The sequence below is a fragment of the Kitasatospora herbaricolor genome, assembly GCF_030813695.1.
Classification (GTDB): domain Bacteria; phylum Actinomycetota; class Actinomycetes; order Streptomycetales; family Streptomycetaceae; genus Kitasatospora; species Kitasatospora herbaricolor.
On the sequence record NZ_JAUSVA010000002.1, the window covers coordinates 4000789 to 4026104 of the forward strand.

Annotated in this window: 26 protein-coding genes and 1 pseudogene; 10 read left to right on the forward strand and 17 right to left on the reverse strand. The window is 73.8% G+C overall.

Features of this window, described 5'->3' with window-relative positions; genetic code table 11:
- Positions 1–27: 27 nt before the first annotated feature.
- Positions 28–1704 carry an RICIN domain-containing protein gene (locus J2S46_RS17810; RefSeq protein WP_229912318.1) on the reverse strand — a complete coding sequence of 559 codons (1677 nt, stop codon included), beginning with the start codon at positions 1702–1704 and terminating at the stop codon, positions 28–30.
- 372 nt (positions 1705–2076) lie between these two features.
- Complete coding sequence (locus J2S46_RS17815) at positions 2077–2316, reverse strand: chaplin (protein ID WP_073924426.1); 240 nt, start codon at positions 2314–2316, stop codon at positions 2077–2079.
- Positions 2317–2542: 226 nt separating this feature from the next.
- On the opposite strand from J2S46_RS17815, the gene J2S46_RS17820 reads away from it, so the two are divergent.
- The 4 genes from J2S46_RS17820 (at position 2543) to J2S46_RS17835 (ending at position 4228) form a co-directional block, all read left to right on the forward strand.
- On the forward strand, positions 2543–2791 hold the full coding sequence (locus J2S46_RS17820; protein ID WP_191288757.1) for a chaplin: 249 nt from the start codon (positions 2543–2545) through the stop codon (positions 2789–2791).
- A 310-nt stretch (positions 2792–3101) separates the two neighbouring features.
- The gene (locus J2S46_RS17825; RefSeq protein ID WP_073924428.1) at positions 3102–3344 is read left to right on the forward strand and encodes a chaplin; all 243 of its coding nucleotides are present in this window, start codon (positions 3102–3104) and stop codon (positions 3342–3344) included.
- Positions 3345–3450: 106 nt separating this feature from the next.
- A complete protein-coding gene (locus tag J2S46_RS17830) occupies positions 3451–3735 on the forward strand; it encodes a chaplin (protein ID WP_073924429.1) in 285 nt (94 codons plus the stop codon).
- Positions 3736–3874: 139 nt separating this feature from the next.
- Positions 3875–4228, forward strand: coding sequence for a hypothetical protein (locus J2S46_RS17835; RefSeq protein WP_073924430.1), 354 nt, complete (start codon positions 3875–3877; stop codon positions 4226–4228).
- 104 nt (positions 4229–4332) lie between these two features.
- On the opposite strand, the gene J2S46_RS17840 is transcribed toward J2S46_RS17835, so the two are convergent.
- On the reverse strand, positions 4333–4998 hold the full coding sequence (locus J2S46_RS17840) for a hypothetical protein (RefSeq protein WP_073924431.1): 666 nt from the start codon (positions 4996–4998) through the stop codon (positions 4333–4335).
- 357 nt (positions 4999–5355) lie between these two features.
- Between J2S46_RS17840 and J2S46_RS17845 the strand changes: the two genes are divergently transcribed.
- From J2S46_RS17845 to J2S46_RS17855, 3 genes are all read left to right on the forward strand, one after another.
- Positions 5356–5700 (forward strand): rodlet layer protein, encoded by a 345-nt coding sequence (locus J2S46_RS17845; RefSeq protein WP_073924432.1) that lies wholly within the window; start codon positions 5356–5358, stop codon positions 5698–5700.
- Positions 5701–5797: 97 nt separating this feature from the next.
- Positions 5798–6142, forward strand: a complete 345-nt coding sequence (locus J2S46_RS17850; RefSeq protein ID WP_190213999.1) for a rodlet layer protein — start codon at positions 5798–5800, stop codon at positions 6140–6142.
- 284 nt (positions 6143–6426) lie between these two features.
- A complete protein-coding gene (locus tag J2S46_RS17855; RefSeq protein ID WP_073924434.1) occupies positions 6427–6684 on the forward strand; it encodes a hypothetical protein in 258 nt (85 codons plus the stop codon).
- A 151-nt stretch (positions 6685–6835) separates the two neighbouring features.
- On the opposite strand, the gene hemB is transcribed toward J2S46_RS17855, so the two are convergent.
- From hemB to J2S46_RS17890, 7 genes are all read right to left on the reverse strand, one after another.
- Positions 6836–7816 (reverse strand): porphobilinogen synthase, encoded by a 981-nt coding sequence (hemB, locus tag J2S46_RS17860; protein ID WP_191288758.1) that lies wholly within the window; start codon positions 7814–7816, stop codon positions 6836–6838.
- Positions 7817–7878: 62 nt separating this feature from the next.
- Positions 7879–9561, reverse strand: a complete 1683-nt coding sequence (locus J2S46_RS17865) for a bifunctional uroporphyrinogen-III C-methyltransferase/uroporphyrinogen-III synthase (RefSeq protein WP_079197806.1) — start codon at positions 9559–9561, stop codon at positions 7879–7881.
- On the reverse strand, positions 9558–10571 hold the full coding sequence (gene hemC, locus J2S46_RS17870; RefSeq protein ID WP_191288759.1) for a hydroxymethylbilane synthase: 1014 nt from the start codon (positions 10569–10571) through the stop codon (positions 9558–9560). Before hemC ends, J2S46_RS17865 begins: the two co-directional genes overlap by 4 nt.
- 41 nt (positions 10572–10612) lie before the next feature.
- The gene (locus J2S46_RS17875) at positions 10613–12034 is read right to left on the reverse strand and encodes a glutamyl-tRNA reductase (RefSeq protein WP_191288760.1); all 1422 of its coding nucleotides are present in this window, start codon (positions 12032–12034) and stop codon (positions 10613–10615) included.
- Between the two features lie 31 nt (positions 12035–12065).
- Positions 12066–12950, reverse strand: a complete 885-nt coding sequence (locus J2S46_RS17880) for a redox-sensing transcriptional repressor Rex (protein WP_191288761.1) — start codon at positions 12948–12950, stop codon at positions 12066–12068.
- A 101-nt stretch (positions 12951–13051) separates the two neighbouring features.
- Positions 13052–13789 carry a 3'-5' exonuclease gene (locus J2S46_RS17885; RefSeq protein WP_073924437.1) on the reverse strand — a complete coding sequence of 246 codons (738 nt, stop codon included), beginning with the start codon at positions 13787–13789 and terminating at the stop codon, positions 13052–13054.
- 310 nt (positions 13790–14099) lie between these two features.
- Positions 14100–14387, reverse strand: a complete 288-nt coding sequence (locus J2S46_RS17890) for a glutaredoxin family protein (protein ID WP_191288762.1) — start codon at positions 14385–14387, stop codon at positions 14100–14102.
- A 218-nt stretch (positions 14388–14605) separates the two neighbouring features.
- On the opposite strand from J2S46_RS17890, the gene J2S46_RS17895 reads away from it, so the two are divergent.
- The 3 genes from J2S46_RS17895 (at position 14606) to J2S46_RS17905 (ending at position 18674) form a co-directional block, all read left to right on the forward strand.
- Positions 14606–15733: an HAD family hydrolase gene (locus J2S46_RS17895; RefSeq protein WP_191288763.1), complete on the forward strand. Its 1128-nt coding sequence runs from the start codon at positions 14606–14608 to the stop codon at positions 15731–15733.
- A 573-nt stretch (positions 15734–16306) separates the two neighbouring features.
- Entirely contained in the window at positions 16307–17188 is an 882-nt protein-coding gene (locus J2S46_RS17900) for an ECF subfamily RNA polymerase sigma factor, BldN family (RefSeq protein ID WP_370882318.1), read from the forward strand.
- A 256-nt stretch (positions 17189–17444) separates the two neighbouring features.
- Positions 17445–18674 carry a DUF5667 domain-containing protein gene (locus tag J2S46_RS17905; protein WP_191288764.1) on the forward strand — a complete coding sequence of 410 codons (1230 nt, stop codon included), beginning with the start codon at positions 17445–17447 and terminating at the stop codon, positions 18672–18674.
- 99 nt (positions 18675–18773) lie between these two features.
- On the opposite strand, the gene J2S46_RS17910 is transcribed toward J2S46_RS17905, so the two are convergent.
- From J2S46_RS17910 to J2S46_RS17940, 7 genes and pseudogenes are all read right to left on the reverse strand, one after another.
- Positions 18774–19781: a lysophospholipid acyltransferase family protein gene (locus J2S46_RS17910; protein ID WP_191288765.1), complete on the reverse strand. Its 1008-nt coding sequence runs from the start codon at positions 19779–19781 to the stop codon at positions 18774–18776.
- Positions 19778–20890 (reverse strand): NAD-dependent epimerase/dehydratase family protein, encoded by a 1113-nt coding sequence (locus J2S46_RS17915; protein WP_191289021.1) that lies wholly within the window; start codon positions 20888–20890, stop codon positions 19778–19780. Before J2S46_RS17915 ends, J2S46_RS17910 begins: the two co-directional genes overlap by 4 nt.
- Positions 20891–21105: 215 nt before the next feature.
- Positions 21106–21222: a 30S ribosomal protein bS22 gene (locus J2S46_RS17920; RefSeq protein ID WP_425311139.1), complete on the reverse strand. Its 117-nt coding sequence runs from the start codon at positions 21220–21222 to the stop codon at positions 21106–21108.
- Between the two features lie 170 nt (positions 21223–21392).
- Complete coding sequence (locus J2S46_RS17925) at positions 21393–21602, reverse strand: helix-turn-helix domain-containing protein (RefSeq protein ID WP_063351305.1); 210 nt, start codon at positions 21600–21602, stop codon at positions 21393–21395.
- Between the two features lie 475 nt (positions 21603–22077).
- A complete protein-coding gene (locus J2S46_RS17930) occupies positions 22078–23274 on the reverse strand; it encodes an acetoin utilization protein AcuC (RefSeq protein WP_191288766.1) in 1197 nt (398 codons plus the stop codon).
- Positions 23275–23341: 67 nt separating this feature from the next.
- Positions 23342–24583: pseudogene (locus J2S46_RS17935) on the reverse strand (MFS transporter); the annotation flags it as partial.
- An 81-nt stretch (positions 24584–24664) separates the two neighbouring features.
- On the reverse strand, positions 24665–25312 hold the full coding sequence (locus J2S46_RS17940; RefSeq protein ID WP_191288768.1) for an HAD family hydrolase: 648 nt from the start codon (positions 25310–25312) through the stop codon (positions 24665–24667).
- Positions 25313–25316 lie beyond the last annotated feature (4 nt).

A 25316-nucleotide genomic window follows, 5' to 3' on the forward strand; every position in this document is an offset into this window, starting at 1 on the left:
CCGGATGCCGCGCCGGCTTCGCGCGGCTCAGCCGTGCAGGTACACGATGCCGAGCTTGGTGAGCTGCCACAGCTGGCCGGGGGCGCCGGTGTCGGCGGCCAGTTCGATCAGCTGGTTGCCCTGGGCGTCCGACGGGCCGGCGGTGGCGACCTTCCCGGTGTCCTGCGAGTCGGCCAGGGTGTAGCGGCCGCCGCCGGCGGGCTTGAAGACCCAGTGCTGGTTGGCGCCGCCGTTGCAGCGCCACTGCACCAGGCGGGTGCCCGGTGCGGTGGAGGCACCGGTGGCGTCCAGGCACATGTCGCGGTTGCCGCTGAAGTCCAGCTCGTAGCTGCCGCCGGACTTGGCCTCCAGGACGAAGGACTGGTTCAGCCCGCCGGTGGCCCGGTAGGTGATGGCGGCCCGGCCGTTGGTGCTGTCGCCGTAGCTGCCGCCGCCGGACAGGTCGAGCACCTTTCCGGTCGCGGTGTCGGTCAGCTGGTACCAGGCGCCGTCCTCGGGCCCGTCCCCGAACGGCTGCCCGGGGGCGAGGGGTTCGATGGAGGTGGTGTTCTGCTGGTCGAGGGTGCAGTACGCCTGCTGCTGGGCGGGCCGGGCGTAGAACTGGCCGAGGCAGACGCCCTCGGCGCGGTAGCCGGCGACCCGCAGGTGGTACGACTGGCGCACCATGTTCATGCACAGGCCCGGGATGCCGATCTGCTGGTCGCAGCCGTTGCGGACCCACTCGGAGAGGTTGATGACGTCGCCGTTGGTGTACTCGTACGGCGAGCTGGTCCACTCCGCGCAGACCTCGTGCCCGAAGGAGACCCGGCGCTGGTCGAGGTAGCGCACGCCGGGCACCTGCTCGGCGGCGGCCCGCAGGGTGTCGCTGAGGACCGGCACCACCCAGTTGTGGCCCCAGGCGAGGTCCTCGGGGAAGGCCGGGCAGCCGTCCGCGACCTTGCCGACGTAGGTGTTGGTGCGGACGTCGGGCGTGATCGGGTTGAAGTAGGACTGGTGGACCAGCTGGTACGAGGAGTCGGCGTAACCGGCCGCCCGCATGGTCTGCCGGATGTCGCGCAGGGCCGCGACCACCTTGGGCTGGACCCGCTTCGCCCGCTCGGCGATCTCGGCGCTGCCGATGGTGTCGCGGCAGCCCTGGCCCTGCGGGATCGGGAAGTACTGGCCGAGGCAGTGCATCATGATGCCGCTGAAGTCGAAGTCGTCGTTGGCCCCGATCGTGACGACGACCATCTTGATGTCGTACGTGGCGGCGGCCCGGGCGAGTTGGACGTCCTGCTTGGGCTCGCCGAAGTCGCCGCTGCCGGGGCCGGTGATCTTCGCGAGCTCGGGGTCGCTGACCAGGTCGCCGGTCTGGGCGCCGGAGCAGGCGAGGTCGATCGGGGTGACGCCGGGGATGTCGGTGACGAAGATCTCCGACTTGGGGTGGCGGTGGCAGTAGTTGGTGGGGCTGTCGCTGTCGGGGAAGTAGCCGTCGCCGGTGTCGGTACCGGCGCCCTCCCCGGAGATGGCGCTGTCGCCGAGGGCGACGATCGCGGGCGGGCGGGCCTGGGCGGCGCCGGCGGCCGCGGTGTCGGCGAGCGCGCCCGGGGCGCCGGCCAGGACGAGGCCGGCGACGAGGCCTACGGTGGCGAGCAGGGCGCCCGCGGGGGAGCGCCGGGACGCGGCGGGACATCGCCGGGCTGCCGGGAACAGTGACCTGATCACGCGTTACTCCTTGCGGGGGCGGGGACGCCGACCGGTGGGGGCCGGGCGGCGCGGAGCGTGGAGCGTGCGGTTGCCCTCGGCCCGAACTGCCTCCGGCCGAGGGAAATATGAGCAGGCCTCATATTCTAGGTACTGACAAGTAATGCAACAAGGGTCGTGACACGGGCGCGGCAGCCGGATCGGCTCGCCCTTCGACCCGGCCGGTCCCGCCCGGCAGACCGGCCGGAGGAGCGGCGCGCCGGAGGAGCGGCGCGCCGGAGGAGCGGCGCGCCGGAGGAGCGGCGCCGGACAGCACCGAGCCGCCGCCCGCACCCCAGGAGGGAGGCGAGGACGGCGGCTCGGTGCTGCGCGGAACGAACGGACCGACCGAGGTCAGCCGACGTTGGCGCAGCTGTTGCCGAAGGCCGGGTTCAGCAGGCCGACGACGTCGATGGAGTTGCCGCAGAGGTTGACCGGGATGTGCACCGGGACGGCGATGTTGTTGCCGGAGGCGACACCCGGGGAGCCGGCGGCGACGCCCTCCGCGGTGGAGCTGGCCATCGCGCTGCCGGCACCGGCCGCAATGATGCCTACCACGGCGGCGCCAACTGCGGCGGTCTTCTTGATGCTCATATCGAGCCTCCTGAACGATCGAAGGGTTCACAGCTGCACGGAACGTGCGTGATCTCCAACGAGGCCCCGGGTACCGGGTTGCGCGCACCCGGCGGCTATCACCCGTACGGCTTACCCGGGGCATTCGGGTGATCGGAGAACCCGACCGTTTCCCACCGGGCGTCCCGTCGTTCTTCCTGGCGGAACACGCTTCATCCGGCCCACTCACGAAACGGGACCCCGACACATGCGCAAGCTCGCCCACGGCGTGCTCGGCACCGCGGCCGCCGCAGCCCTGCTGCTCGGCGGCGCCGCCACGGCCTCCGCCCACCCCTACGGTGCGACGGCCGAGGGCGTCGCGGCGGGGTCGCCCGGCGTGCTCTCCGGCAACCTGATCCAGGTGCCGGTGAACATCCCGGTCAACCTGTGCGGCAACACCGTCGACGTGATCGCCGCCCTGAACCCGGCCTTCGGCAACGCCTGCGCCAACGGCTGATCCCGGGGCGGAGGGCCCGGACCTGATCCGGTTCCCCCACACTCCCGGGAGGTCACCCCACGTCGAACTTCCGTTCTCCGTGGACGATCTCCTGGTCGCGCCACCGTCCGAACTTTTACCGGCCGTGCGGGAATTGTTCGAGGGGCGCAAGAACGAAGCGGCCGAGCACCGCCCAAGCCAGGGGCGACACGCGCGACTTGGGCCGCCAGAGTGACAATCACGGCGCACCCCTAAACCAGCGGGCGATGATTCTGATTCGCCCGGATCCCGACAGTCGATCCCGTCGGGAAGACAATGGAGGAAGACCCCCATGCGTAACCTCAAGAAGGCTGCCGTCCTGTCCATCGTCGCGGCCGGCCTCGTGGTCGGTGCGGCCGGTGGCGCTGCCGCCAGCTCCACCGCCGAGGGCGTCGCCGCCGGCTCCCCCGGCGTGCTCTCCGGCAACCTGATCCAGGTCCCGGTCCACGTGCCGCTCAACGTCTGCGGCAACACCGTCAACGTGATCGGCCTGCTGAACCCGGCGTTCGGCAACAGCTGCGCCAACGTCGGCTGAAACGGCGGTCGCTGATCAGGCGACGTCGTTCCACCGAGTCCGTGCCGCACCCCGCCACCGCGGGGTGCGGCACGTCCCCCGTTTGTGATCTAGGAGATCAACTCCCATGCAGAACGTGAAGAAGGCCGTCGTCCTCACCGCTGCCGCAGCCGGCATGGTGCTGGCCGGCGCGGGTGCCGCTGCCGCCAGCTCCACCGCCGAGGGCGTCGCCGCCGGCTCCCCCGGCGTGCTCTCCGGCAACCTGATCCAGGTCCCGGTCCACGTTCCGGTGAACCTCTGCGGCAACTCCGTCAACGTGATCGGGGCCCTCAACCCGGCGTTCGGCAACAGCTGCGCCAACGTCGAGGTCCCGCAGCAGCAGACGCCCCCCGTCGTCGAGGAAGACTGCTGATCACCGATCGGCACGAATCCTGACCGTACTGCCCCTCGGCCGCCGGCCCTGGGGCAGTACGGCATCGGCCCGTCCGCCCCTGCTGCCCCGGCGATCCCGGCGACCCCGCACCACCGAAACACCCGAAGGGTAGGTCCTGATGGCCTTCAAGAAGAGCGGGGCCGGCCTCGCCGTGCTGGGCGCGGCGATGCTGCTCGGCACGGGCACGGCGCACGCGAACCCCGTCACCAACCTCCAGCGCAACGACGTCGCACCCGCCGTCGGCGGGCTGACCGGCGCCCTCGGCTACGGCGTGGCGCCGGTCAAGGACCTGCGGCTGGACCCGTTCGCGCAGTCCTCCGCCGACGTGCTGAACAACGGGGTGGCCGTGCAGCCCGAGAACTCCGGCCTGGCCCCGGTGGCCACCACCGCCGTCACCGGCCCGCTCAGCGACGGTGGCGGCCCCAGGGACCTGCCCGCGGTCGGCCCGCTGCTGGGCGTCCTGCCGGGCTGACGCACCGCCGCACCCGGGCAACGTCAGGAGCCCGGTGCCCCACCACCCGTCCGGGACGGACGGCGGGGCACCGGGCTCCTGGCCGTGCGGGCACCCGTACGGGCTCAGCCCTGGGCCTGCTCCAGCACTCCGGTGGCGGTGGCGGTGGTGGTGGCGGCGAGGTTCTCCACCGACTCCGCCACCGAGATCCGCTTGTCGGAGCCGCCGAGCGAGGCCTTGGCGCCGGGCACGGCCTGGACCGGGGCGGTGACCAGCTGCGGGTCGATCTCGCCGAACTTCAGCGGGTTCTCGGTCAGCGGCCCGCTGGTGCCCTCGACGTAGCTGACCGGGCGGCCGAGGGTGAGGGCGGGGCCGGCCAGGTTGAGCGGCGCGGCCGGGGCGTCCACCAGCAGGTCGCCGAGTTCGGTGGAGCGGTCCGCGATGGGAAGCGGGACGGCCGCCTGGAGCTCGGGGCCGACCTTGCCGCCGGCCAGCGCGGGGATGATCCGCTCGGGGACCAGTTGGTTGCCCCGCTCCTTCTCCGGCACGGCCGGCATCAGCAGCGAGGTCGGGATGCCGCCGTGCAGGTGCCCGCCGGCCGGGAGCAGCCCGAGGTGGTCGGTGGCGGCACCGAGCGGTACGTCGAAGGGCACCTGCTCGGTGGCCAGCTTCCCTTCGAGGGCGCCGACCTGATCGGGCGTGATGCCGGCGGCGGCGGCCGCGCCCTGGGAGGCGAGGACGCCGGCGCCGACCGCCAGCAGCATCGCGCCGGCCCGCTTGGAGAGCTTCATGGTATTCACCGTTCTGGCTGGACATCTTCTGGGGGCGGCTGCGTCGCGCAGCCGAAAGCAACTGCTTTAACGAGGCACCTGCGGCCCGGATTGCGCCCGTTAACCGATTCGGCCTAATAATCCGACTGCACGGCCGTTCGACGACGAACCCCGGGCACGATCGACGGATGGTTTTCCAGATTCCGCGTAACCTTCCGGCCCGTCATTCTTTGATCTCAATGTCGCAGCCACGACGATGGCAGGACCGGATGCCGCAGTGCATTGGAGAGTCCGCCCAATCTGGCCAGTGACCGCAGACCGGGTCTCATCGTTGAACGCACGGAATCCGAAAAAGCATTTCAGAGAGGGATCTCCCCCATGCTCCAGAAGACTTTCGCCACCGCCGGCCTGGTCACGGCCGCACTGGCCATGGCCGCCGGCCCCGCCTCCGCCATCGGTGACGCGGACGGCGCCGCCGCCTCGCTCCAGGGCAACGGCGGTACCAACAACACCGGCACGTGGGGCGACCACAGCCCGAACTTCCACTTCCTGGACAACCCGAACATCTGCCTCCCCGAGATCCACAACATCGCTGTGGGCGTCCTCGGTGTGGCGGTGCCGGTCGAGGTCCCGATCGCCAACAGCGGTGGCAAGCAGTACTGCACCCAGGGCCAGGGCACCCAGTCCAAGGGTGACTCCGGGGTCTCGCACCTCGTCGGCTGATCCCCCGGCCACCGTCGGGACCACCTGAACCACTCCGCTCCACCCTCCTGAACCACCTCGAATCGCCCCCGATTCACCCCCGAGAGGAACACCAGAAATGATCAAGAAGACCCTTGCCGCCGCCGGCCTCGCCGTCGCCGCGATCGCCATGTCGGCCGGTTCCGCCTCCGCCATCGCCGACTCCGACGGCTCGGCCGTCTCCGTCCAGGGCGACGGTGGCACCAACGCCACCGGCACCCACGGCGACCACAGCCCGAACTTCCACACCCTGGACAACCCGAACATCTGCCTGCCGGAGGTCCACAACATCGCCGTCGCCGTCGTCGGTGTCGCGGTGCCGGTCGAGGTGCCGATCCTCAACAGCACCCCGAAGCAGATCTGCAACGTCGGCCAGAACACCCAGTCCTCGGGCGACGCGGGTGTCTCGCACCTGATCGGCTGATCAGGCCACCTGCTCGGCAGCACGGCTCACCAGCCGTCGCCGAACACGGTCCGTGGGGCTCGGGGGGACCACCTCCGGGCCCCACGGGCTTCTCCGCGACCAGCCGGCCGGAAGGTCCGTCCGTGTGCGACCCCTTCGGGTGACACACCCTCGGGGCGGCGCGCGCCGAGGCCCGTCCACCGGCCTCGTGTGGTCACGTGACATGACAGGCCCCAACCCGGTCCGACCAGCTCACCGGCCCACCGGGCCCGGGAGGCGGACCGCAGGAGAGAGGACAGATTTCGATGAAGAGCATGCTGGGCAAGGCCGTTCTGACCGCGGTCGGCGCGCTGGCGGTCGCCGGCGTCTCGGCGCCGGCCTACGCGCACGTCGGCGTGGCCGGCGGCCAGGAGTTCGTGGCCTCCGCCGACCCGGTCTTCGCGGCCGGCGAGCAGTGGGGCGTGGCGCACACCAGTAACATCCTGACCGGCGCCCACCAGTGGGGCTGGGCCACGTCCACCGACCTGGCCGGCGGCCAGGAGGGCTTCGCCCACATCGGCTGATCCCGGAGCCCGGCCCCGGCCAGCCGCCCGGGGCCGGCACCGCTCAGGCGTACCGGACTTGCCGGCGCAGCCCCGGGCCGCCGGTGGGCGGACATGGTGAAGGCCGGGCCCCGATCGGGGCCCGGCCTTCACCATGTCCGCCCGCGGCGGCTCAGCGCAGCATCGCGGCGGCCTCGACCGCCCAGTACGTCAGGATCTGCTCGGCCCCGGCCCGGCGGATCGAGGTGAGCGTCTCCAGGATGGTGCGCTCCCGGTCGATCCAGCCGTTGGCGGCGGCGGCCTCGATCATCGAGTACTCGCCGGAGACCTGGTACGCGGAGACCGGCACCGGCGAGGCGTCGGCGATCTGGCGCAGCACGTCCAGGTACGCCATGGCCGGCTTCACCATCACCATGTCGGCGCCCTCGGCGAGGTCCTGCTCCAGCTCGCGGAGCGACTCGCGGGCGTTCGCCGGATCCTGCTGGTAGCTCTTGCGGTCCCCCTTGAGGGACGAGCCGACGGCCTCGCGGAAGGGGCCGTAGAAGGCGGAGGCGTACTTCGCGGTGTAGGCGAGGATGCCGGTGTCCAGGTGGCCGGCCTCGTCCAGCGCCCGGCGGACCACCGCGATCTGGCCGTCCATCATGCCGGACGGGCCGACCAGGTGGACGCCCGCGTCGGCCTGCACCACGGCCATCTCCGCGTACCGGGCCAGCGTCGCGTCGTTGTCCACGCTGCCGTCGGCCGCCAGCACGCCGCAGTGGCCGTGGTCGGTGTACTCGTCCAGGCACAGGTCGGACATCACCACGAGCGAGTCGCCGACCTCGGACACCACGTCGCGGATGGCCTGCTGCAGGATGCCGTCCGGGTTGGTGCCCTCGCTGCCGACCGCGTCCTGGACCTCGGGCACGCCGAAGAGCATCACGCCGCCGAGCCCCGACCCGGCCGCCTCCACGGCGGCCGCGCGCAGGGTGTCGCGGGTGTGCTGGACCACGCCCGGCATGGAGGAGATCGGCACCGGCTCGCTGACGCCCTCCCGGACGAACAGCGGCAGGATCAGCTCGGCCGGGTGGAGCCGGGTCTGCGCGACCAGCCGGCGCATCGCCGGGGTGGAGCGCAGGCGACGCGGGCGTACGTACGGGAATTCGGCGGACACTGCTTCTCTCTCCGAACGGTCGATCGTCGGGGGAGGCCGCCCGGCCTCCCCCGACGGGATTCTCAGCGGGCCTTGCGGCGCGAGCCCGGGCGGCGCTCGCTGGGCCGGTAGACCGGCTCGCCGGCCGCCGTGGCGGTGTCCCGGCGGCGGGCGCCGAAGTCCGCCAGGGCCTGGGCCAGCGCGGCGGCGGACGGCGCGGGGGCCATCACGTCGACCCGCAGGCCGTGCTCCTCGGCGGTCTTCGCGGTGGCCGGGCCGATGCAGGCGATCACGGTCACGTTGTGCGGCTTGCCGGCGATGCCGACCAGGTTGCGCACGGTCGAGGACGAGGTGAAGAGCACCGCGTCGAAACCGCCGCCCTTGATCGCCTCGCGGGTCTCGGCCGGCGGCGGCGAGGCGCGCACCGTGCGGTAGGCGGTCACGTCGTCGACCTCCCAGCCCAGCTCGACCAGGCCCGCCACCAGGGTCTCGGTGGCGATGTCGGCACGGGGCAGCAGCACCCGGTCGATCGGGTCGAAGACCGGGTCGTACGGCGGCCAGTCCTCCAGCAGCCCGGCGGCGGACTGCTCGCCGGAGGGCACCAGGTCGGGCTTCACGCCGAAGTCGACCAGCGCCTGCGCGGTGGTCTCGCCGACCGCCGCCACCTTGATGCCGGCGAAGGCCCGGGCGTCCAGCCCGTACTCCTCGAACTTCTCGCGCACCGCGCGCACCGCGTTGACCGAGGTGAACGCGATCCACTCGTAGCGGCCGGTCACCAGGCCCTTGATCGCCCGCTCCATCTGCTGCGGGGTGCGCGGCGGCTCCACCGCGATGGTGGGCACCTCCTGCGGCACCGCGCCGTACGAGCGCAGCTGGTCGGAGAGGCCGGTGGCCTGCTCCTTGGTCCGCGGCACCAGGACGTTCCAGCCGAACAGCGGCTTGGTCTCGAACCAGGAGTGCGAGGAGCGGTGCGCGACCTGCTCCCCGACCACGGCTATCACCGAGGTCGCGGTGTCGACCGGCGCCGAGACCGGCGAGGGCAGCACCCGGGCGGCCTTCAGGTCGGCGGCGATGGTCGCCAGCGTGGCCGTGAAGCTGCGCTGGCGGGTGGTGGTGCCGGACAGCGTCGCGCAGAACGCGGAGTCCGGCTTGCGGCCGTTGGCCACCAGCGCGTTGGCGGTGGCGGGCAGCTGACCGAGCGTGGTGCGCACCACCAGGGTGGTCTCCGGCGCGCCGAGGTCGACCGGGCCGCCGGCCAGCAGGGCGGCGCCGTCCACGAAGCGGACGTCGGTGCCGTTGCTGCCGCGCAGCGGCACACCCGCGTAGGCGGGCACGCCGACGGACTGGGCCACGCCCGGGATCACCTCGAACGGGATCGCCGAGCGGGCGCAGGAGAGCATCTCCTCGGCCGCGAAGCCGTCCAGGCCCGGATCGCCGTCGACCGTGCGGACCACGTGCTTGCCGGCCCGGACGGCCTCGGCCACGAGCCGGGGCAGGTCGAAGGTGCCGTCCTGGTCCTCGGCGCCCGGCGCCGCGGGGGTGTGCACCTGCACACCGGCCGGACAGTGGCTGCGGACCGCGGCGGCGGTCAGCGGGTCGGCGACCAGGATGTCGGCCGAGGCCAGCACCTCGACGGCGCGCAGGGTCAGCAGTCCCGGGTCCCCGGGGCCCGCGCCCAGGAAGGTGCAACGCCCCGAAGGAGCGGACCCGGCCGGGAACGGGCTCTCGCCCGGGAGGGGGGTGTCGGTGGCAGCGGTGGGGCTCATCGGGCTCGCTCCCCCATCAGAGTGGACGCGCCCGCGGCGAGCAGCCGGGCGGCGAGGGCGTGGCCGAGGGCCTGCGCCTGCTGCTCGGCCGTCTCGTCGAGGACGAGCGGACCATTGGCGGACATCTTCAGCAGCGTGGCGCCGTCGACGGTGCCGACCACGCCTTCCAGCTGCAGTTCTGGGGGGCCGTCCCCGTCCTGGGGATGCCAGGTGGCGAGGGCGCCGACCGGGGCGGAGCAACCGGCTTCGAGGGCGGCCAGCAGGGCGCGCTCGGCGGTCACGGCGACCCGGGTGGGGGCGTGGTCCAGGGCGGCGAGCGCGGCGGCGAGCGCCGTGTCCGCGTCGGTGCACTCGATGGCGAGGGCGCCCTGGCCGGGGGCCGGGAGCATCAGCTCGGGGTCGAGGTGCCGGCTGATCTCGTCGGCCCGGCCGAGCCGGTTGAGACCGGCCGCGGCGAGGACCACCGCGTCGAGCTCGCCGGAGGCGACGAAGCCGATCCGGGTGTCGACGTTGCCGCGTATGGGGGTGGTCACGACCGAGGCGCCGCGGGCGGCGGCCCAGGCGTTCAGCTGCGCGGCGCGGCGCGGGGAGCCGGTGCCGATCCGGGTCTCGCGGCCGGCGCCGGCCAGCTTCTCCGTCAGCTCCTCCAGGCCGAGGCCCTCCTGCGAGACGAGGGCGTCGCGGACGTCCTCGCGCTCGGGGACGGCGGCCAGCACCAGTCCCTCGGGGGCGGCGGTGGGAAGGTCCTTGAGGGAGTGCACGGCGAAGTCGATCCGGCCCTCCAGCAAGGCGTCGCGCAGGGCGGACACGAAGACGCCGGTGCCGCCGATCTGCGCGAGGGCCTCGCGCGAGACGTCGCCGTACGTGGTGATCTCCACCAGTTCGACGGGGCGTCCGGTGACCCGGGTCACCTCGCGGGCGACCATGCCCGACTGCGCCATGGCCAGCGCGCTGCGGCGGGTGCCGAGCCGCAGCGGCGCGGCCTGGTCGGTGAGCGGTTGACCATTCATGAGGCGATCGTCCCGGTGGTACTCGTGGGATGGCTGACGGTTCATCTGGCGGCCTCGCCCGTGAGGCTGCCGTTGGCGGGCCGGGCCGGGCCCGGGTTCTGCGGACGGTTGGTCTGCGGGCCCTGGGCCTGCGGGCCCACCTGCGCGGTGCTCTGGGCGCCGACCGGCGGACCGGAGACCGCGTGCACGGCCGCCGGGTCGAGGTCGAACAGCTCGCGCAGGGCGTCCGCGTAGGAGGCGCCGCCGGGTTCGGCGGCGAGCTGCTTCACCCGCACGGTGGGCGCGTGCAGCAGCTTGTCGACGACGCGGCGGACGGTCTGGGTGATCTCGGCGCGGGAGCGCTCGTCCAGGTCGGGCAGCCGGGAGTCCAGCCGGCCGAGCTCGGCGAGCACCACCTCGGAGGCCATCGCGCGCAGCGCGACGACGGTCGGGGCGATCCGGGCGGCGCGCTGGGCGGCGCCGAACGCGGCCACCTCGTCGGCGACGATGCCGCTGACGGCGTCCACGTCGCCCGCGCCGGGGGTGGCGGCGTGGGCGTGCGAGAGGCTCTCCAGGTCGACCAGCAGGGCGCCGGGCAGCTCGTGCACGGCGTGGTCGACGTCCCGCGGCATGGCGAGGTCGAGGAAGGCCAGCGGCGTTGCGCCGGCCCGGGCCGCGACCGCGGCCGCGACGTCCGCGGCCCCGATCACCACGCCGGCCGCGCCGGTGCAGGAGATCACCAGGTCGACGTCGGCCAGCGCCTCGGGCACCTTGGCCAGGTCGACGGTGCGGACGTTGCCGCCGCCGAGGTTGGCGACCAGCCGCTCGGCCCGCTCGGGCGTGCGGTTGGCGATCAACAGTTCGCTCACCCCGCTGCGCAGCAGCGTGGCGGCGGCCAGCGAGCTCATCGAGCCCGCGCCGACCACCAGGGCCCGCTTGCCGGCGATCGCCCCGGCGCCCGCGGCGATCTGCTCCAGGCCGAAGGTGACCAGCGACTGGCCGGCCTTGTCGATCCCGGTCTCGCTGTGCGCCCGCTTGCCGACCCGCAGGGCCTGCTGGAACAGCTCGTTGAGGTCGCGTCCGGCGGTGTGCTCCTCCTGCGCGCGCGCGAGCGCGTCGCGGAGCTGGCCGAGGATCTGGCCCTCGCCGACGACCATCGAGTCCAGGCCGCAGGCCACCGAGAAGAGGTGGTGGACGGCCCGGTCCTCGTAGTGGACGTAGAGGTGCGAGGTGAGTTCCTCCAGGTCGACGCCACTGTGGTGGGCGAGCAGGAGGGACAGCTCGGCGACGCCGGCGTGGAACTTGTCCACGTCCGCGTACAGCTCGATCCGGTTGCAGGTGTTGAGCAGCGCGGCCTCGGCGACGGTCGCCGTGGCGGCGGCGTCGTGCAGCAGCCGGGTCGGGACGTCACCGGTCAGCGCGGCGCGCTCCAGCACCCCGACGGGGGCCGTGCGGTGGCTCAGCCCTACGACGAGCAGACTCATGCCAGCCCCCTGCCCGGACGGATTCGCTCACTCATGCCGGCATCACCGCGGAGAGGTCGCCCTCGGGGCCCTGGCCGGGGCCGCCCTTGACCGGCTCGGCCTCGGCCTTGGCGTCGGTCCGCTTGGCGCTCGCGCCGGCGGCCCGGCGCAGCTTGGCGGCCGCGGCCCGGACCGGACCGGGGGCGCGGTCCAGCACGGACTCGCCCCGGTCGGGCTCCTCGCCGGCCTTGCGCTGCTCGTGGAAGGCCAGGATCTGAAGCTCTATGGACAGATCGACCTTGCGCACGTCCACGCCGTCCGGGACGGTCAGCACGGTGGGCGCGAAGTTGAGGATGCTGGTGACGCCAGCCTCGACCAGCCGGTCGCAGACCTGCTGGGCGGCGCCGGGCGGGGTGGTGATGACGCCGATGGAGACGGCCTGCGTCTCCACGATCTCCTCCAGCTCGTCCATGTGGCGCACCGGCAGGCCGGCCGCGCTGCTGCCGACCACGGCCGGGTCGGCGTCCAGCAGGGCCGCCACCCGGAAGCCGCGGGACGCGAAGCCGCCGTAGTTGGCGAGCGCGTGGCCGAGGTTCCCGATGCCGACGATCACCACGGGCCAGTCCTGGGTCAGGCCGAGCTCGCGGGAGATCTGGTAGACGAGGTACTCGACGTCGTAGCCGACACCGCGGGTGCCGTACGAGCCGAGGTAGGAGAAGTCCTTGCGCAGCTTCGCGGAGTTCACGCCCGCGGCGGCCGCCAGCTCCTCGGAGGAGACCGTGGGCACCGAGCGCTCGGAGAGCGCGGTCAGCGCCCGCAGGTACAGCGGGAGGCGGGCGACTGTCGCCTCCGGGATTCCCCGGGCACGCGAGGGTCGGCGCGCGGCGCCCTGGTCGGGCGTCTGCGAACTGCTCTGTGGTGATCGGCCGATTGCCACGGTGCTCCTGTGGGTGAAGCTGGGCTTAGGCAGCCAGGCTATGCGTTTGTGAACGTGTGCACAAAGATGGTGTCCGATTTGTCCATGAACAGTGACGCGCATCACGCCGGGAATCCCATAGCACCGGAGTCCTCGCGCGCCACCGCCGGGGGCTGCACACCGAGTGGCCGGGGGCCGTACGGAGCCTCTCGCCGGAGCGACGGGACGGGCTCCCCGTCCGCCCGGGAGCGCGCCCGCGCGAGCCTGGGCCAGGGCACCCGCGCGGCCTCGCGCAGCGGCTCGGCCCAGTCGGCCGGCGGGCAGGAACGGACGTGTATGCAGTGCCGCAGCAGCTCGGCGGTGACCCGGGCGTCGCCGAGCGCGGTGTGCGCCGGGTACCGGCCCAGCCCGGCCGCCTCGGCGCAGGCCGCCAGGCCGTAGCCGCCCGCCTCCGGCAGGTGGGCCCGGGCGAGGCGCATGGTGCAGAGCAGCGGCACGGCGGGCCAGGCCACCCCGATCCGGGCGAACTCACGATCGAGGAAGGCGCGGTCGCAGGTCACGTGGTGGCCGACCAGGACCCGTCCGGCCAGCAGCTCCAGCAGGTGCGGGGCGACCTCGCGGAAGCGCGGGGCGCCGGCCACGTCGGCCTGGGCGATCCGGTGCACATGGGTCGGGCCGACCGGGCCCAGCGGGTCGAGCAGGGTGGAGAACTCGGCCTCGGTCCGCAGCCGGCCGTCCAGCAGCACCACGGCGACCTCGACCACGCGATGGCGCCACGGACTGCGCCCGGTGGTCTCCACGTCGACCACGGCGAAGCCCTCGCTGGCGGACGCCGGCCCGGGGGTTCGGCCGGGAAGCATGACTGCTCTCCTCTGCGGTCAACCCCCTCGGCGTCTGCGGCAGGCCCCCCCTGGCGAAACGGGTTAGATCGTAAGCCGACCACGCGGCCGATGGACAGCCGCCTGCAGGGAAATCTTCGCCACACCTACGGCCGTCCCGGGCCGCGACCGCAGCCCGACCGCAGCCCGACCGAGGCCCGACCGGGCGCCGGCCCGACCGGCGGACCGCCCCCGGGGCCGGCCGGCCCGGGCCACGGCACGGCGACCGGCCGGCCCGCCTCGCGGGTGCGGACGGCCGGGACCAGGCCGCCGGCCGGCCGGAAGGCTCCGCTCAGGCGCCCAGGGCCGCCCGCAGCCGGCGCTCGTCGACCCGCCAGAAGTCGTGCTGGCGGCCGTCGATCAGGGTCACCGGGATCTGCTCCCAGTACTTGCGGTACAGCTCCTCGTCCTGGGTGATGTCCTTCTCCTCGAAGGCGGCACCGGTCTCGCCGGTCACCCGGACGATCACCTCGCGGGCGTCGTCGCAGAGGTGGCAGCCCGGCTTGCCGACCAGGGTCACGGTGCGGTCGGCCGGGTTCGAGTTCTTGTCGCGTCGCAGCAGTGGGCTCACCCGGCCCATTGTGCTCCAGCGCCGCCGGAGCCCGGGCCGGCCCCGGCGCCGGGCCCCGGACGTCGCCGCGGCGGTCCCCCGTCCGAGGGACCGTTCCGAGGGACCGTCCGGACTCCGGTGCACCCGGTCGCCGCAGGCGGCGGCGGACCGGTCCGCACCTGGCTGTTAACGGTGCCTGCACGCCGTAGTCACAGGCGGAGCCCCGCGTCCTGGCTATGCTCGGTGCCATGGCCGTGCTGCGAAGGCTCACCCAGGCGAGGCGTACCCCCACCGAGCGGACCGCGCTGGCGGGCGAGGCCGCCGCCGAGGCGGCGGAGGCCGCCCTGCGCGCGACGCCGGCGCCCCTGCCGGACATCCCCGCCGGCCCCTCCGGCACCCCCGCGGCCGGCACCGCCCGGACCCGGGCGGTCCCCGCGGGCGCCGAGGCGCAGACGGCTGCCGAGACGGACACGGGCGTCGAGACGGACAGGACCGACGGGGCGCCCGGGACGGACGAGGCGCACGGGACGGACGCGGCGCCCACCAAGAGGCCCGCCAAGGCGCCCAGGCCGCCGGCCGAGAACCACACGCCGGACCCGGACGACCCGCGCGCCGCCGCCTTCTTCGACTGCGACAACACCATCCTGCGCGGCGCGGCGATCTTCTACCTGGGGATCGGCCTCTACCGCCGGCGGTTCTTCACCCGGCGCGACGTGGCCCGCTTCGGCTGGCAGCAGGCCTGGTTCCGGCTGCACGGCACCGAGGACCCGGGCCACATGGCCGACGCCCAGCACACCGCGCTCGGGCTGGTGGCCGGCAAGCGGACCGCCGACCTGGAGGAGATCTGCGAGCAGATCTTCGAGGAGGTCATCGCCGAGAAGATCTGGCCGGGGACCCGGGCCCTGGTCCAGATGCACCTGGACGCCGGCCAGCGGGTCTGGCTGGTCACCGCCGCCCCGCAGGAGGTGGCCCGGATCATCGCCCGCCGGCTCGGCATGACCGGCGCCCTCGGCACGGTGGCCGAGGCCACCGACGGCTACTACACCGGCCGGCTGGTCGGGGAGCTGCTGCACGGCCCGGCGAAGGCGGCCGCCGTCCGCTCGCTGGCCCGCCGCGAGCGGCTCGACCTCGACCGCTGCGCCGCGTACAGCGACTCGGCGAACGACATCCCGATGCTCTCGCTGGTCGGCCACCCGTACGTGGTGAACCCGGACGGCGCGCTGCGCCGGCACGCCCGGGCGATGGGCTGGCGGGTGCGCGACTTCCGGACCGGCCGCAAGGCCGCCCGGGTGGGCATCCCGGCCGCAGCCGCGCTCGGCGTGGTCGCCGGGGCCACCGCGGCCGGCGTCGCCGTGCACCGCCGCCGTACCGCCTGACCTCGGGACCGGGCTGCGCCGGAACGGCCGCCGGGCGTCCCGCCCGGCCCGGGCTCCGGCGTCAATCGGGCGGCCGGCCCGGGCTCCGGCGTCAATCGGGCGGCCGGCCCGGGCCTCGTACGAGCGAACTCCCGACCCCGCCGGACCGGCCGGGCCGCCCGATTGCGAACCTGCCACCGGATGACCGGATCTGATCGTTCGACAGCACCCGAAAGTCTGGGGTTGCCGGGCTCGAACTCGGGGAAACCGCCGGTCACACCGCGAAAGTTGTCACCGAGCGCTGTCATTCGGTCACGTTGAGCCGGGCGAATGACGACAGCTCCGGTCAGTATCAGCCGCAGATGCACACGGAGCGGGTCCCAAACGACCACTTCGGCAACAGGGTGTAGCTGTCATTGCACAAAGCGTTATTCTCTCCTGGATGCACGCCTCCCCGTGCGTCCTCAGGACGGGGGTGGGGGGTGCTCTCCGCGCAGGCGGAGGTGATCCGTCCACAGTTCTGCCTCTGGGAGTCCCGTGTACCCACCCGTCCGGAACGACGCGCCTGCTCCCACCCGCCCGTCGCCCGCGCCCCTGCGCTCCCGCACCAACCGGGTCCGGCAGGCCTCCGACCGGCAGATCTCCACCGGGCTGGACCTGTTGCGCACCCTGCTCCGCAGCCAGTTCCTGCCGACTCCCCAGCTGGTGCCCGCCGGGGCCGCCTTCGCGGTCGGCCACGCCCACCCTCCCGGGGTGGCGCTGCGCTCCACCGCGACCACCGGCGGCACCAGCAGCAGCGGCACCGGCGGCGGGACCGGGGCCGGCGGCACGACCACCACCACCGGCCCGGCCGGCACCCGTGGCCGCCCGGCCACCGCGGGCGGCCGCGGCCGGGCCCGGACGGCCCCGAGCCCCGGCTTCGAGACCGAGCACAACCCGATCATGGAGCTGGTCGAACGGGCCCAGGCCGGTGAGAGCGAGGCCTTCGGGCGGCTCTACGACCACTACGCGGACACCGTCTACCGCTACATCTACTACCGGGTCGGCAGCCGGGCCACCGCCGAGGACCTCACCAGCGAGACCTTCCTGCGCGCGCTGCGCCGGATCGGCACCTTCACCTGGCAGGGCCGCGACTTCGGCGCCTGGCTGGTGACCATCGCCCGCAACCTGGTGGCCGACCACTTCAAGTCCAGCCGGTTCCGGCTGGAGGTCACCACCGGCGAGATGCTCGACTCCAACGAGTGCGAGCGCAGCCCCGAGGACTCCGTCCTGGAGCGGCTCTCCAACGCCGCCCTGCTGGAGGCGGTCGGACGGCTCAACCCCCAGCAGCAGGAGTGCGTCACCCTGCGGTTCCTGCAGGGGCTCTCGGTCGCCGAGACGGCCCGCATCATGGGGAAGAACGAGGGCGCCATCAAGACCCTTCAGTACCGCGCGGTGCGGACCCTGGCCCGCCTGCTGCCCCCCGACGCCCGGTGAGCGGCGGAGTGGTCCGACGGATATCCGGCCCCCCGTCACCGGCATCATCCGGCCGACACGTGCGGGTGAACGGTCGGTCCGATGATCAGTCGTGCGTAACCGACGGCCCGCGCCGCTCGTTGGCCAGCGTGCAAGCCTCCACCAGGCGTACGGTCAAGCCGGATCGCGACCTCTCACCCGATGGAGTGGCTTTGGCCCGCCGAGGCAACCGTCCGGCCGGCCGGGGTGTCGACAACGACGAAGGGAGGTGTGGCCCGTGACGGCAAACGTGCTGGAGCACCGGCGGGCGAAGGCCTTCGCCGAGGCGCTGGAGGCCCACCAGGTAGAGCACCGGGACGCCGCGCGGCCCGCGGAGGCCACCGCTGACCGCGGGGACACGACGGCCGTCCTGCTCGGCATGGCCGACTCGCTCGGCGCACTGCCGGGCCCGGAGCTGGACCCGGAGGTCCGAACGGTCCAACGCGCCCAGCTGATGGCCGCGTTCGAGCAGGCGTTCGCCGGCGGCGCCGGCGTCACCGTGCCCGCGCAACGCAGGAGCCGGGCCCACCGGGCCGTCCCGCGCGGCCGCTGGAGCCGCAGGTTCGCGATCGGCGGGCTGGTCGCCGGCATCGCCGTCGGCAGTCTCGCCGGCGCCGCCGCGGCGAGCACCAACGCCCTGCCGGGGGACACCCTCTACGGGATGAAGCGCGGACTGGAGGGGCTCCAGCTGGACTTCGCGGGCTCCGACAGCGAGCGCGGCGCGCTGCTGCTGGACCAGGCCTCGACCCGGCTCGGCGAGGCCAAGGGGCTGCTGGGGCGGGCCGGTTCACCGTCCGCGCTGAACCCGGACACCGTCGAGCAGGTGCGCCGGGCGCTCGCCGACATGCACGCCGAGGCCATCAAGGGCCGCGAGCTGCTGAGGTCCGTCTACCGCAGCAACGGCTCGCTGGAGCCGATGCGGATGCTGGCCGGGTTCGCCGAGGACGAGGACGGCCGCTGGTCGGAGCTGCAGGGCCGGCTCCCGGTCCAGCTCACCCAGGAGGCCGGCCGGGTCGACCGGCTCTTCGACGACATAAGCGAGGACGTCGCGCCCCTGCGCCTCGTGGAGCCGGCCGCCCAGGGCGGTACGGCCGACGGCAGCGGGGCGGGCGGCGGCGAGCACGCGGGCGGCCCGTCCGGCAGCGGGCAGACCGGCGGCGACCCGGCCGGCGGCACCGGCGGCGCGAAGCCGGGCACCGCGGGCAGGGCGCCCTCGGCAGGGGCCTCCGCGAGTGGCTCCGGCGCGCCGAGCGCGACGCCGGGCAACCCCCCGGCGGCGGTCGGCGGGCTGGTCGACGGCCTGGCCAACGGCATCACCGGCGCGCACCCCTCGCCGAGCCCGGACGCCACCCCGGGCGGCTCCACCGCGGCGCCCACCGGCGCGGCGAGCAACGCTCCGAGCAGCCAGCCGGGTCTGGACATCCCGCCGCTCATCCCCGGCCTGCTGCCGGGGCTGAAGCTGGGCTGACCGGGCGCGGGCGTCAGCAGGCGCGAGCAACAGCGGTGAGGGGCCCGGGCAACCGCCCGGGCCCCTCACTGTCGTACTGTCCGCCGGTGCCTGCGGCCGTCAGAAGAAGACCGAACGCCGTTGCACCAGCAGCTTGTAGAGGGTGTGCTGGATGGTCTCGCGGACCTCGTCGGTCAGGTCGAAGACCAGCATCGGGTCGTCCGCCGCCTCCGGCGGGTGGCTGTCGGTGGCGATCGGCTCGCCGAACTGGATCGTCCACTTGGTCGGCAGCGGGATCGCGCCGAGCGGCCCCAGCCACGGGAAGGTCGGCGTGATCGGCACGTACGGCAGGCCCAGAAGTCTGGCCAGCGTCTTGGCGTTGCCGATCATCGGGTAGGTCTCCTCGGCCCCGACGATCGAGCAGGGCACGATCGGCACCTGGGCCCGCAGCGCGGAGGCCACGAAACCGCCGCGGCCGAACCGCTGCAGCTTGTAGCGGTCGGCGAAGGGCTTGCCGATGCCCTTGAAGCCCTCCGGCCAGACGCCCACCACCTCGCCGCGCTCCAGCAGCGCCTGGGCGTCCTCGTTGCAGGCCAGGGTGTGCCCGGCCTTGCGGGCCACCTCGTTGACGCCCGGCAGCACGAACACCAGGTCGGCGGCGAGCATCCGCAGGTGGCGGCGCTGCGGGTGGTGGTCGTGGATCGCGACCTGGGTCATCAGGGCGTCCAGCGGGATCGTCCCCGAGTGGTTGGCGACGATCAGCACGCCGCCCTCGGCGGGGATGTTCTCGATCCCGCGCACCTCGACCCGGAAGTACTTGTCGGCGAGCGGACGCAGCAGCGAGAGGAAGACCGCCTCGGTCAGCTCCCGGTCGAAACCGAACTCGTCCACCTCGTAGTCGCCGGTGATCCGGCGGCGCAGGAAGGAGAGGCCGCCGGCGGCCCGCTCCTCCCAGCCCTTGCCGAACAGTTTGGTGGCCGCCGGGCCGAGCCGGCCCGCCAGCGCGCCGCCGACGGCGTCGGCCAGCCGGTCGGCGAGGCCCGCCTCCGGGGCGTCGCTCCAGCTCGGCGCGGACTCGATCGGAATGACCTTGGCCTCGCCGGCGGCGTACTCCCTCGCGGCACTCATCGCGGGTTCAGCTCCTGTGTGGGACGGGTCGGGTGGGCCGGGTGGCGGAACGCGGCGCCCTCGGGCCCGAGCAGCCCGGTGAGGCGGTCGGTGACGGCGGTCAGGCGCTCCGGCGGCAGCAGTCCGGCGCTCTGCGCGGCGGCGAAGTCGCCGAAGGCCTCCGCCGTGGTGAACCGCGGCTGGTACCCGAAGGTTTCGCGCAGCCGGGTGGTGTCCACCACCCGGCCGTGCGTCAGCAGCCGCAGCTGCTCCGGCGAGAAGTCGGCGAGCCGGGTCTGCCGGACCAGCCCGGCCACCCAGCCGATCACCGGCTGCAGCATCGGCACGGTGGGCCGGCCGAGCCGGCGGGCGCACTGGGAGAGCAGCAGCACGCCCTCCCCCGCGACGTTGAAGGTGCCGGCGTTGCTGGTGCCGCGGACGGGCTCGACGGCGGAGCGGCAGAGCACCTCGATCACGTCGTCCTCGTGGACGAACTGCAGGCGCGGGTCGTGGCCGAGGACGGTCGGCAGCACCGGCAGGGTGAAGTACTCGCAGAGCGGGGTGTCCCCCACCGGGCCGACGATGTTGGCGAAGCGGAGCACGGTGACGGCGACGTCCGGGCGGCGGCGGGCGAAGCCGCGGACGTAGCCCTCGACCTCGGCGGCGTCCTTGGCGAAGCCGCCGCTCGGCAGGTTCTTGGGCTGCATCCGCTCGCCGAAGACCGCCGGGTCGCGCGGCGCGGAGCCGTACACGCCGGTGGTCGACTTCACCACCAGGCGGCGCAGGCCGGGCGCCTTCTGGCAGGCACCCAGCAGCTGCATGGTGCCGATGACGTTGGACTCCTTGACGGCGCTGCGGCCGGCCGGGCCCAGCCCGGTGGCGCTGACGTTGAGGTGGACGACGGTGTCGACCTGGTGCTCGGCGATGACCCGGGCGACGGCGGGGCGCCGCAGGTCGAGCTTCTCGAAGCGGTAGCCGGCCGCCGGACCCTCGGGTTCGGCCACCGGGTCGCGGGGCGGCTGGACGTCGACCCCGACCACCAGGTCGATGTCGGGACGGCGACGGATGTCGGCGACGAAGCGGGCACCCAGGTGCCGTGCCACGCCGGTGACGAGCACGACCTTGCCCACGGTGTTCGCGTCCTCCTCGGCCGACCTGCCCTCATCTGCGTGCACCGTATCGCGCCCGGGTTGCGGGCGGGTGTCCCCGCGCGCACCGAATCGGGCGGTGTTGCCGGGCGGCCCCGGTCCCGGCCCGCCGGGGCCGGAGATGGCACTGCCCGCCCCGGCCGTGAGGGCCGGGGCGGGCAGGAAAGCTCCAGGCCGGCAGTGCGCGGCCGTAGGGCTTACTTCTTGTTGCGACGCTGAACGCGAGTCCGCTTCAGAAGCTTGCGGTGCTTCTTCTTGGCCATACGCTTGCGACGCTTCTTGATGACAGAGCCCACGGAACAACCCTCGCTCACTGAGACTCTCGTCCGTGTGAGACGGAGTCCATACGACTGACGGAGGGCCTAGCCTACCTTCCGCGCGGCCCGCACCGTAATCGCGCTCCCGGCGACCGGGAAACTTGCGGGAAATCTGCGGCAAACGGGCGCGGGACCCGCTGGCTGCGGGCCCGCCCACCGGTTGCCGGCTACGCGCTTTCGAGCCGCACGTAGGACTCCTTGAGGTACTCGTGGACCGCCTGCTGGGGCACCCGGAAGGAACGGCCGACCCGGATGGCCGGCAGTTCTCCGCTGTGCACCAGCCGGTACACCGTCATCTTGGACACCCGCATGACCGAGGCAACCTCTGCCACGGTCAGGAAGACGACCTCCTGCAGGGGGCGTTCGCCGGAACTCATGACCTCACCCGACCCTTACCCGTGTGCAAGGCACCGGCTTCCCCTCCGGTGACTCCACCGGCACACGTGTATCCCCAGAGTAGTTAAGGGTGGTACCAGTGGGAAGAGGGGGAAGCGCCCGACTCGTACGGTGCGAGATCCCCCCGTTGCAGTACGTAGTCGATCGGCGGTCTGGCGCAGCCGGTCCGGTCAGCGCCGTCGACCGGCCGTGCACGCAGGACAGCTGCCCCGCAAGGGCGTGCGCCCCGGCCCGGGGGCCCCGGGCGGCCGTCGGCGGTGCGGCCGGGCGGCGGCGGCCGGTGCGGTCGAGTCTGCTGGGAGGGTCCGGTCCGGCAAAAGGCGCACGGAAGCACGGAGCGCGCGCGAGGAGCACCGGAGCCTCGCCGTACGCGCCTGTACGCCGTCGTGAGCGCCCCCTGGCCCCTTCGGCGGGCCCACGGGCCGGGCGGGCGGCCGGGGGCGCCGCCGGGGCGGCTCAGGGCAGCAGCCCGTGGTGCGGGAACACCGCCTTGCGGGCGGCGAGGATCGCCTGGTCGAGCCGGTCGGCGGGGTCGTAGCCGCCCTCGAAGTCCCGCCAGCCGGTGTCGGCGCCGTCGGTCATCCGCAGCGGGCCCTGCTGCCTGGTCCGGCGGTAGACCTCGGCGCGCCAGTCCGCCGGCGTCTCGGCGGCCGGGTCGACCGGCCGGCCGGCAGCGGTGGCGACCAGGTGGGTCCAGGCCCGGGGCACGACGTCGACCACGGCGTAGCCGCCCCCGCCGAGGGCGACCCAGCGCCCGTCTGCGTGCCGGTGGGCCAGTTCGTGCAGCTGCTCGGCGACGTGCCGCTGGGCGTCCAGGGAGACGGCGAGGTGCGCCAGCGGGTCCTCGACGTGGGTGTCGGCGCCGTGCTGGCTCACCAGCACCTGGGGGCGGAAGGCCGCCAGCAGGTCCGGCACCAGGGCGTGGAAGGCGCGCAGCCAGCCGGCGTCGCCGGTGCCGGCCGGCACCGGCAGGTTGGCGGCGCTGCCCGGCGCGGCCGGCCCGCCGGTCTCGCTGGACCAGCCGGTCTGCGGGAAGATCGTGGCGGGGTGCTCGTGCAGCGAGATCGTGAGCACCCGCGGGTCGTCCCAGAAGGCCTGCTGGACGCCGTCCCCGTGGTGCACGTCCACGTCGACGTAGGCGACCCGCTCGGCGCCGAGCTCCAGCAGCCGGGCGACCGCGAGGGAGGCGTCGTTGTAGACGCAGAAGCCGGACGCCTGGCCGGGCATGGCGTGGTGCAGCCCGCCGGCGAAGTTCACCGCATGCGGGGTCTCGGCCCGCCAGACCGCCTCGGCGGCCGCCACCGACTGGCCGGCGATCAGTGCGGAGGCCGAGTGCAGGGCGGGGAAGGACCAGTTGTCCTCGGTGCCGAGACCGTGCCGGGCGTCCCGCTCGTCCGGGTGCGCGGCGGCGTACTTGACCGCCTCGACGTACTCGCGGGTGTGCACCAGACCGAGGGTGGAGTCCCCGGCGGCGGCCGCGGCCCGCACCGTCACGCCCGGTCCGGTGGTCAGCCCCAGCGACTCGGCCAGCCGCATGGTGAGGGCCAGCCGGGTCGGGTCCATCGGGTGGCCGGGGCCGAAGTCGTAGCTCGTGACGGCTTCGTCCCAGAAGAGGTGCAGGCCGCAGGGGGTTTCACGCTCGGCGTCGGGCATGGCCTCCACGGTAGTGGGTGGGGCCCGGCGGGCGTCGTAAGGGTCCGCCCGCGGGCCCGGCGGGCCGTCAGAGCACCTTCGCCGGTGTACGGGTCGTGATCGGCGCCGGCGCGAAGTGGCCGGCCAGCGGGATCACCGCGAGGACCAGCAGCATCGGCGCGAGCAGTGCCCAGCGGTAGGAGCTGGCGTCGGCGATCGCCCCGACCAGCGGTGAGCCGATCAGGAAGCCGACGTAGTTGAACAGGTTGAGCCGGGCCACCGCCGCGTCGGAGTCGTCCGGGAAGAGCCGCCCGCCGGCCGCGAACACCTGCGGGATGATCGCGCAGATCCCGAACCCGAGGACGGTGAAACCGGCGATGCCCGCCCACGGGCCGGGCGCCGCGGCGGCGAGCGCGAAGCCGAGGGCCGCCACCGCGGCGCCGCCGCGCACCACCGGCACGGCGCCCCAGCGCTGCACGGCCCGGTCGCCGAGGGTCCGGCCGAGCAGCATCGCGACCATGTACCCGAGGTAGGAGAGCTTGGCGACGTCGTCCGGGCTGCCCAGCCCGTCGGTGAGGTACTTGACGCTGTAGTTGGAGACGGAGGCGTCCGCGATGTACGCCACGGCCATCGCCAGGCAGAGCGGCAGCAGCGGGCGCCAGGGGATGGAGCGGGCGGCGGCCTCGCTGGCCTCCCGGACGGCGTCGCCCAGCTCGGCCGGCCCGGCGAACCGGGTGCCGGCCAGGACGGCCAGCGGGATCAGGACGGCGGCGGCCGTCCCGAACAGGGTGAACAGGCTGAGGTGGTAGTGCGAGCCGAGGCCGGCGACGGCGGCGCCGAGGATGCCGCCCAGGCTGAACGCGGCGTGGAAGCCGAGCATGATCGAGCGCCCGTAGCGGTGCTGCAGGCCCACCCCGAGCATGTTCATGCTGGCGTCGAGCGCGCCGACCAGCAGTCCGAATGAGCCGAGCACCAGTCCCAGCTGCCAGAGCGTGTCGCCCAGGCCGACGGCGGCCAGGGTGAGGCAGAGGAGCGGCTGGACGACCCGCAGCACGCTGCGGGCGCTGGTCCGCTTGACCAGCCACTCGGACGTGATCGAGCCGACCCCGGCGAGCACCGGCACGGCGGCCAGGAAGACCGGCAGCAGCGAGTCGTCCAGCCCGTACCGGTCCTGGATCTCGGGGATGCAGGTGACCAGCAGGGCGAAGGTGATGCCCTGCAGGAGGAAGCTCACGGCCAGCGCGGCGCGTGCCTGCCGCAGCCGGGCCGGCGGGTCGGTGCTCATGCGGGACCTCACTACTGGCCGGTACGACGACGTTGGCGAGAGCGTAGGCGGTGCGCGGGTTTTTGGGGAGGGGTCGCGGGCCCGGGATCACGGCGGCCTCCGGCGGCCCCCGTCCCCGCGGGAGCCTCAGAGCAGAACGGACAGCTCCGACAGCTCGCCGACCAGCCCGGTGGCCCCGGCGGCGGTGAGCTTCGCCGGGTCGGTGAGGGCGGTGTGCCCGTACACGTCCATGCCGGCCGCGCGGGCGGCCAGCACGCCGTTGACACTGTCCTCCACGACCAGGCAGCGGGCCGGGTCGACGCCGAGGGTGCGGGCGGCGTGCAGGAACAGGTCGGGGGCGGGCTTGCCGACGCCGACGTCCTGGGCGCTGAAGATCCGCTCCTCCGGGAAGTACCCGCGCAGGCCGGTCAGGTCCAGCGCGGTGCGGATCCAGGAGTGGTGAGCGGAGGAGGCCAGGCAGTACGGCACGGAGCGCTGCCCGACCTCCTTCAGCAGCTGCTCCGCGCCGCGCACGGCGGTGAGTTCGGTCGCGAAGGCGTCGAAGACCCGGGCGTGGAACAGCTCGTCGAAGCCCTCGGGGAGCTTCGCGCCGTACCGTTCGCCGATCACGTCGTGCACCCGGTGCGCCGCGGTGCCCATGTAGTCCCGGTAGGAGTCCTCGACGGTGGTCGGGAAGCCCAGCTCGGTCAGGTACTCGGCGAGCAGCCGGTTCGAGATCGGCTCGCTGTCCACGAGGACGCCGTCATTGTCGAAGATCACCAGGTCGTAGCTCACACCC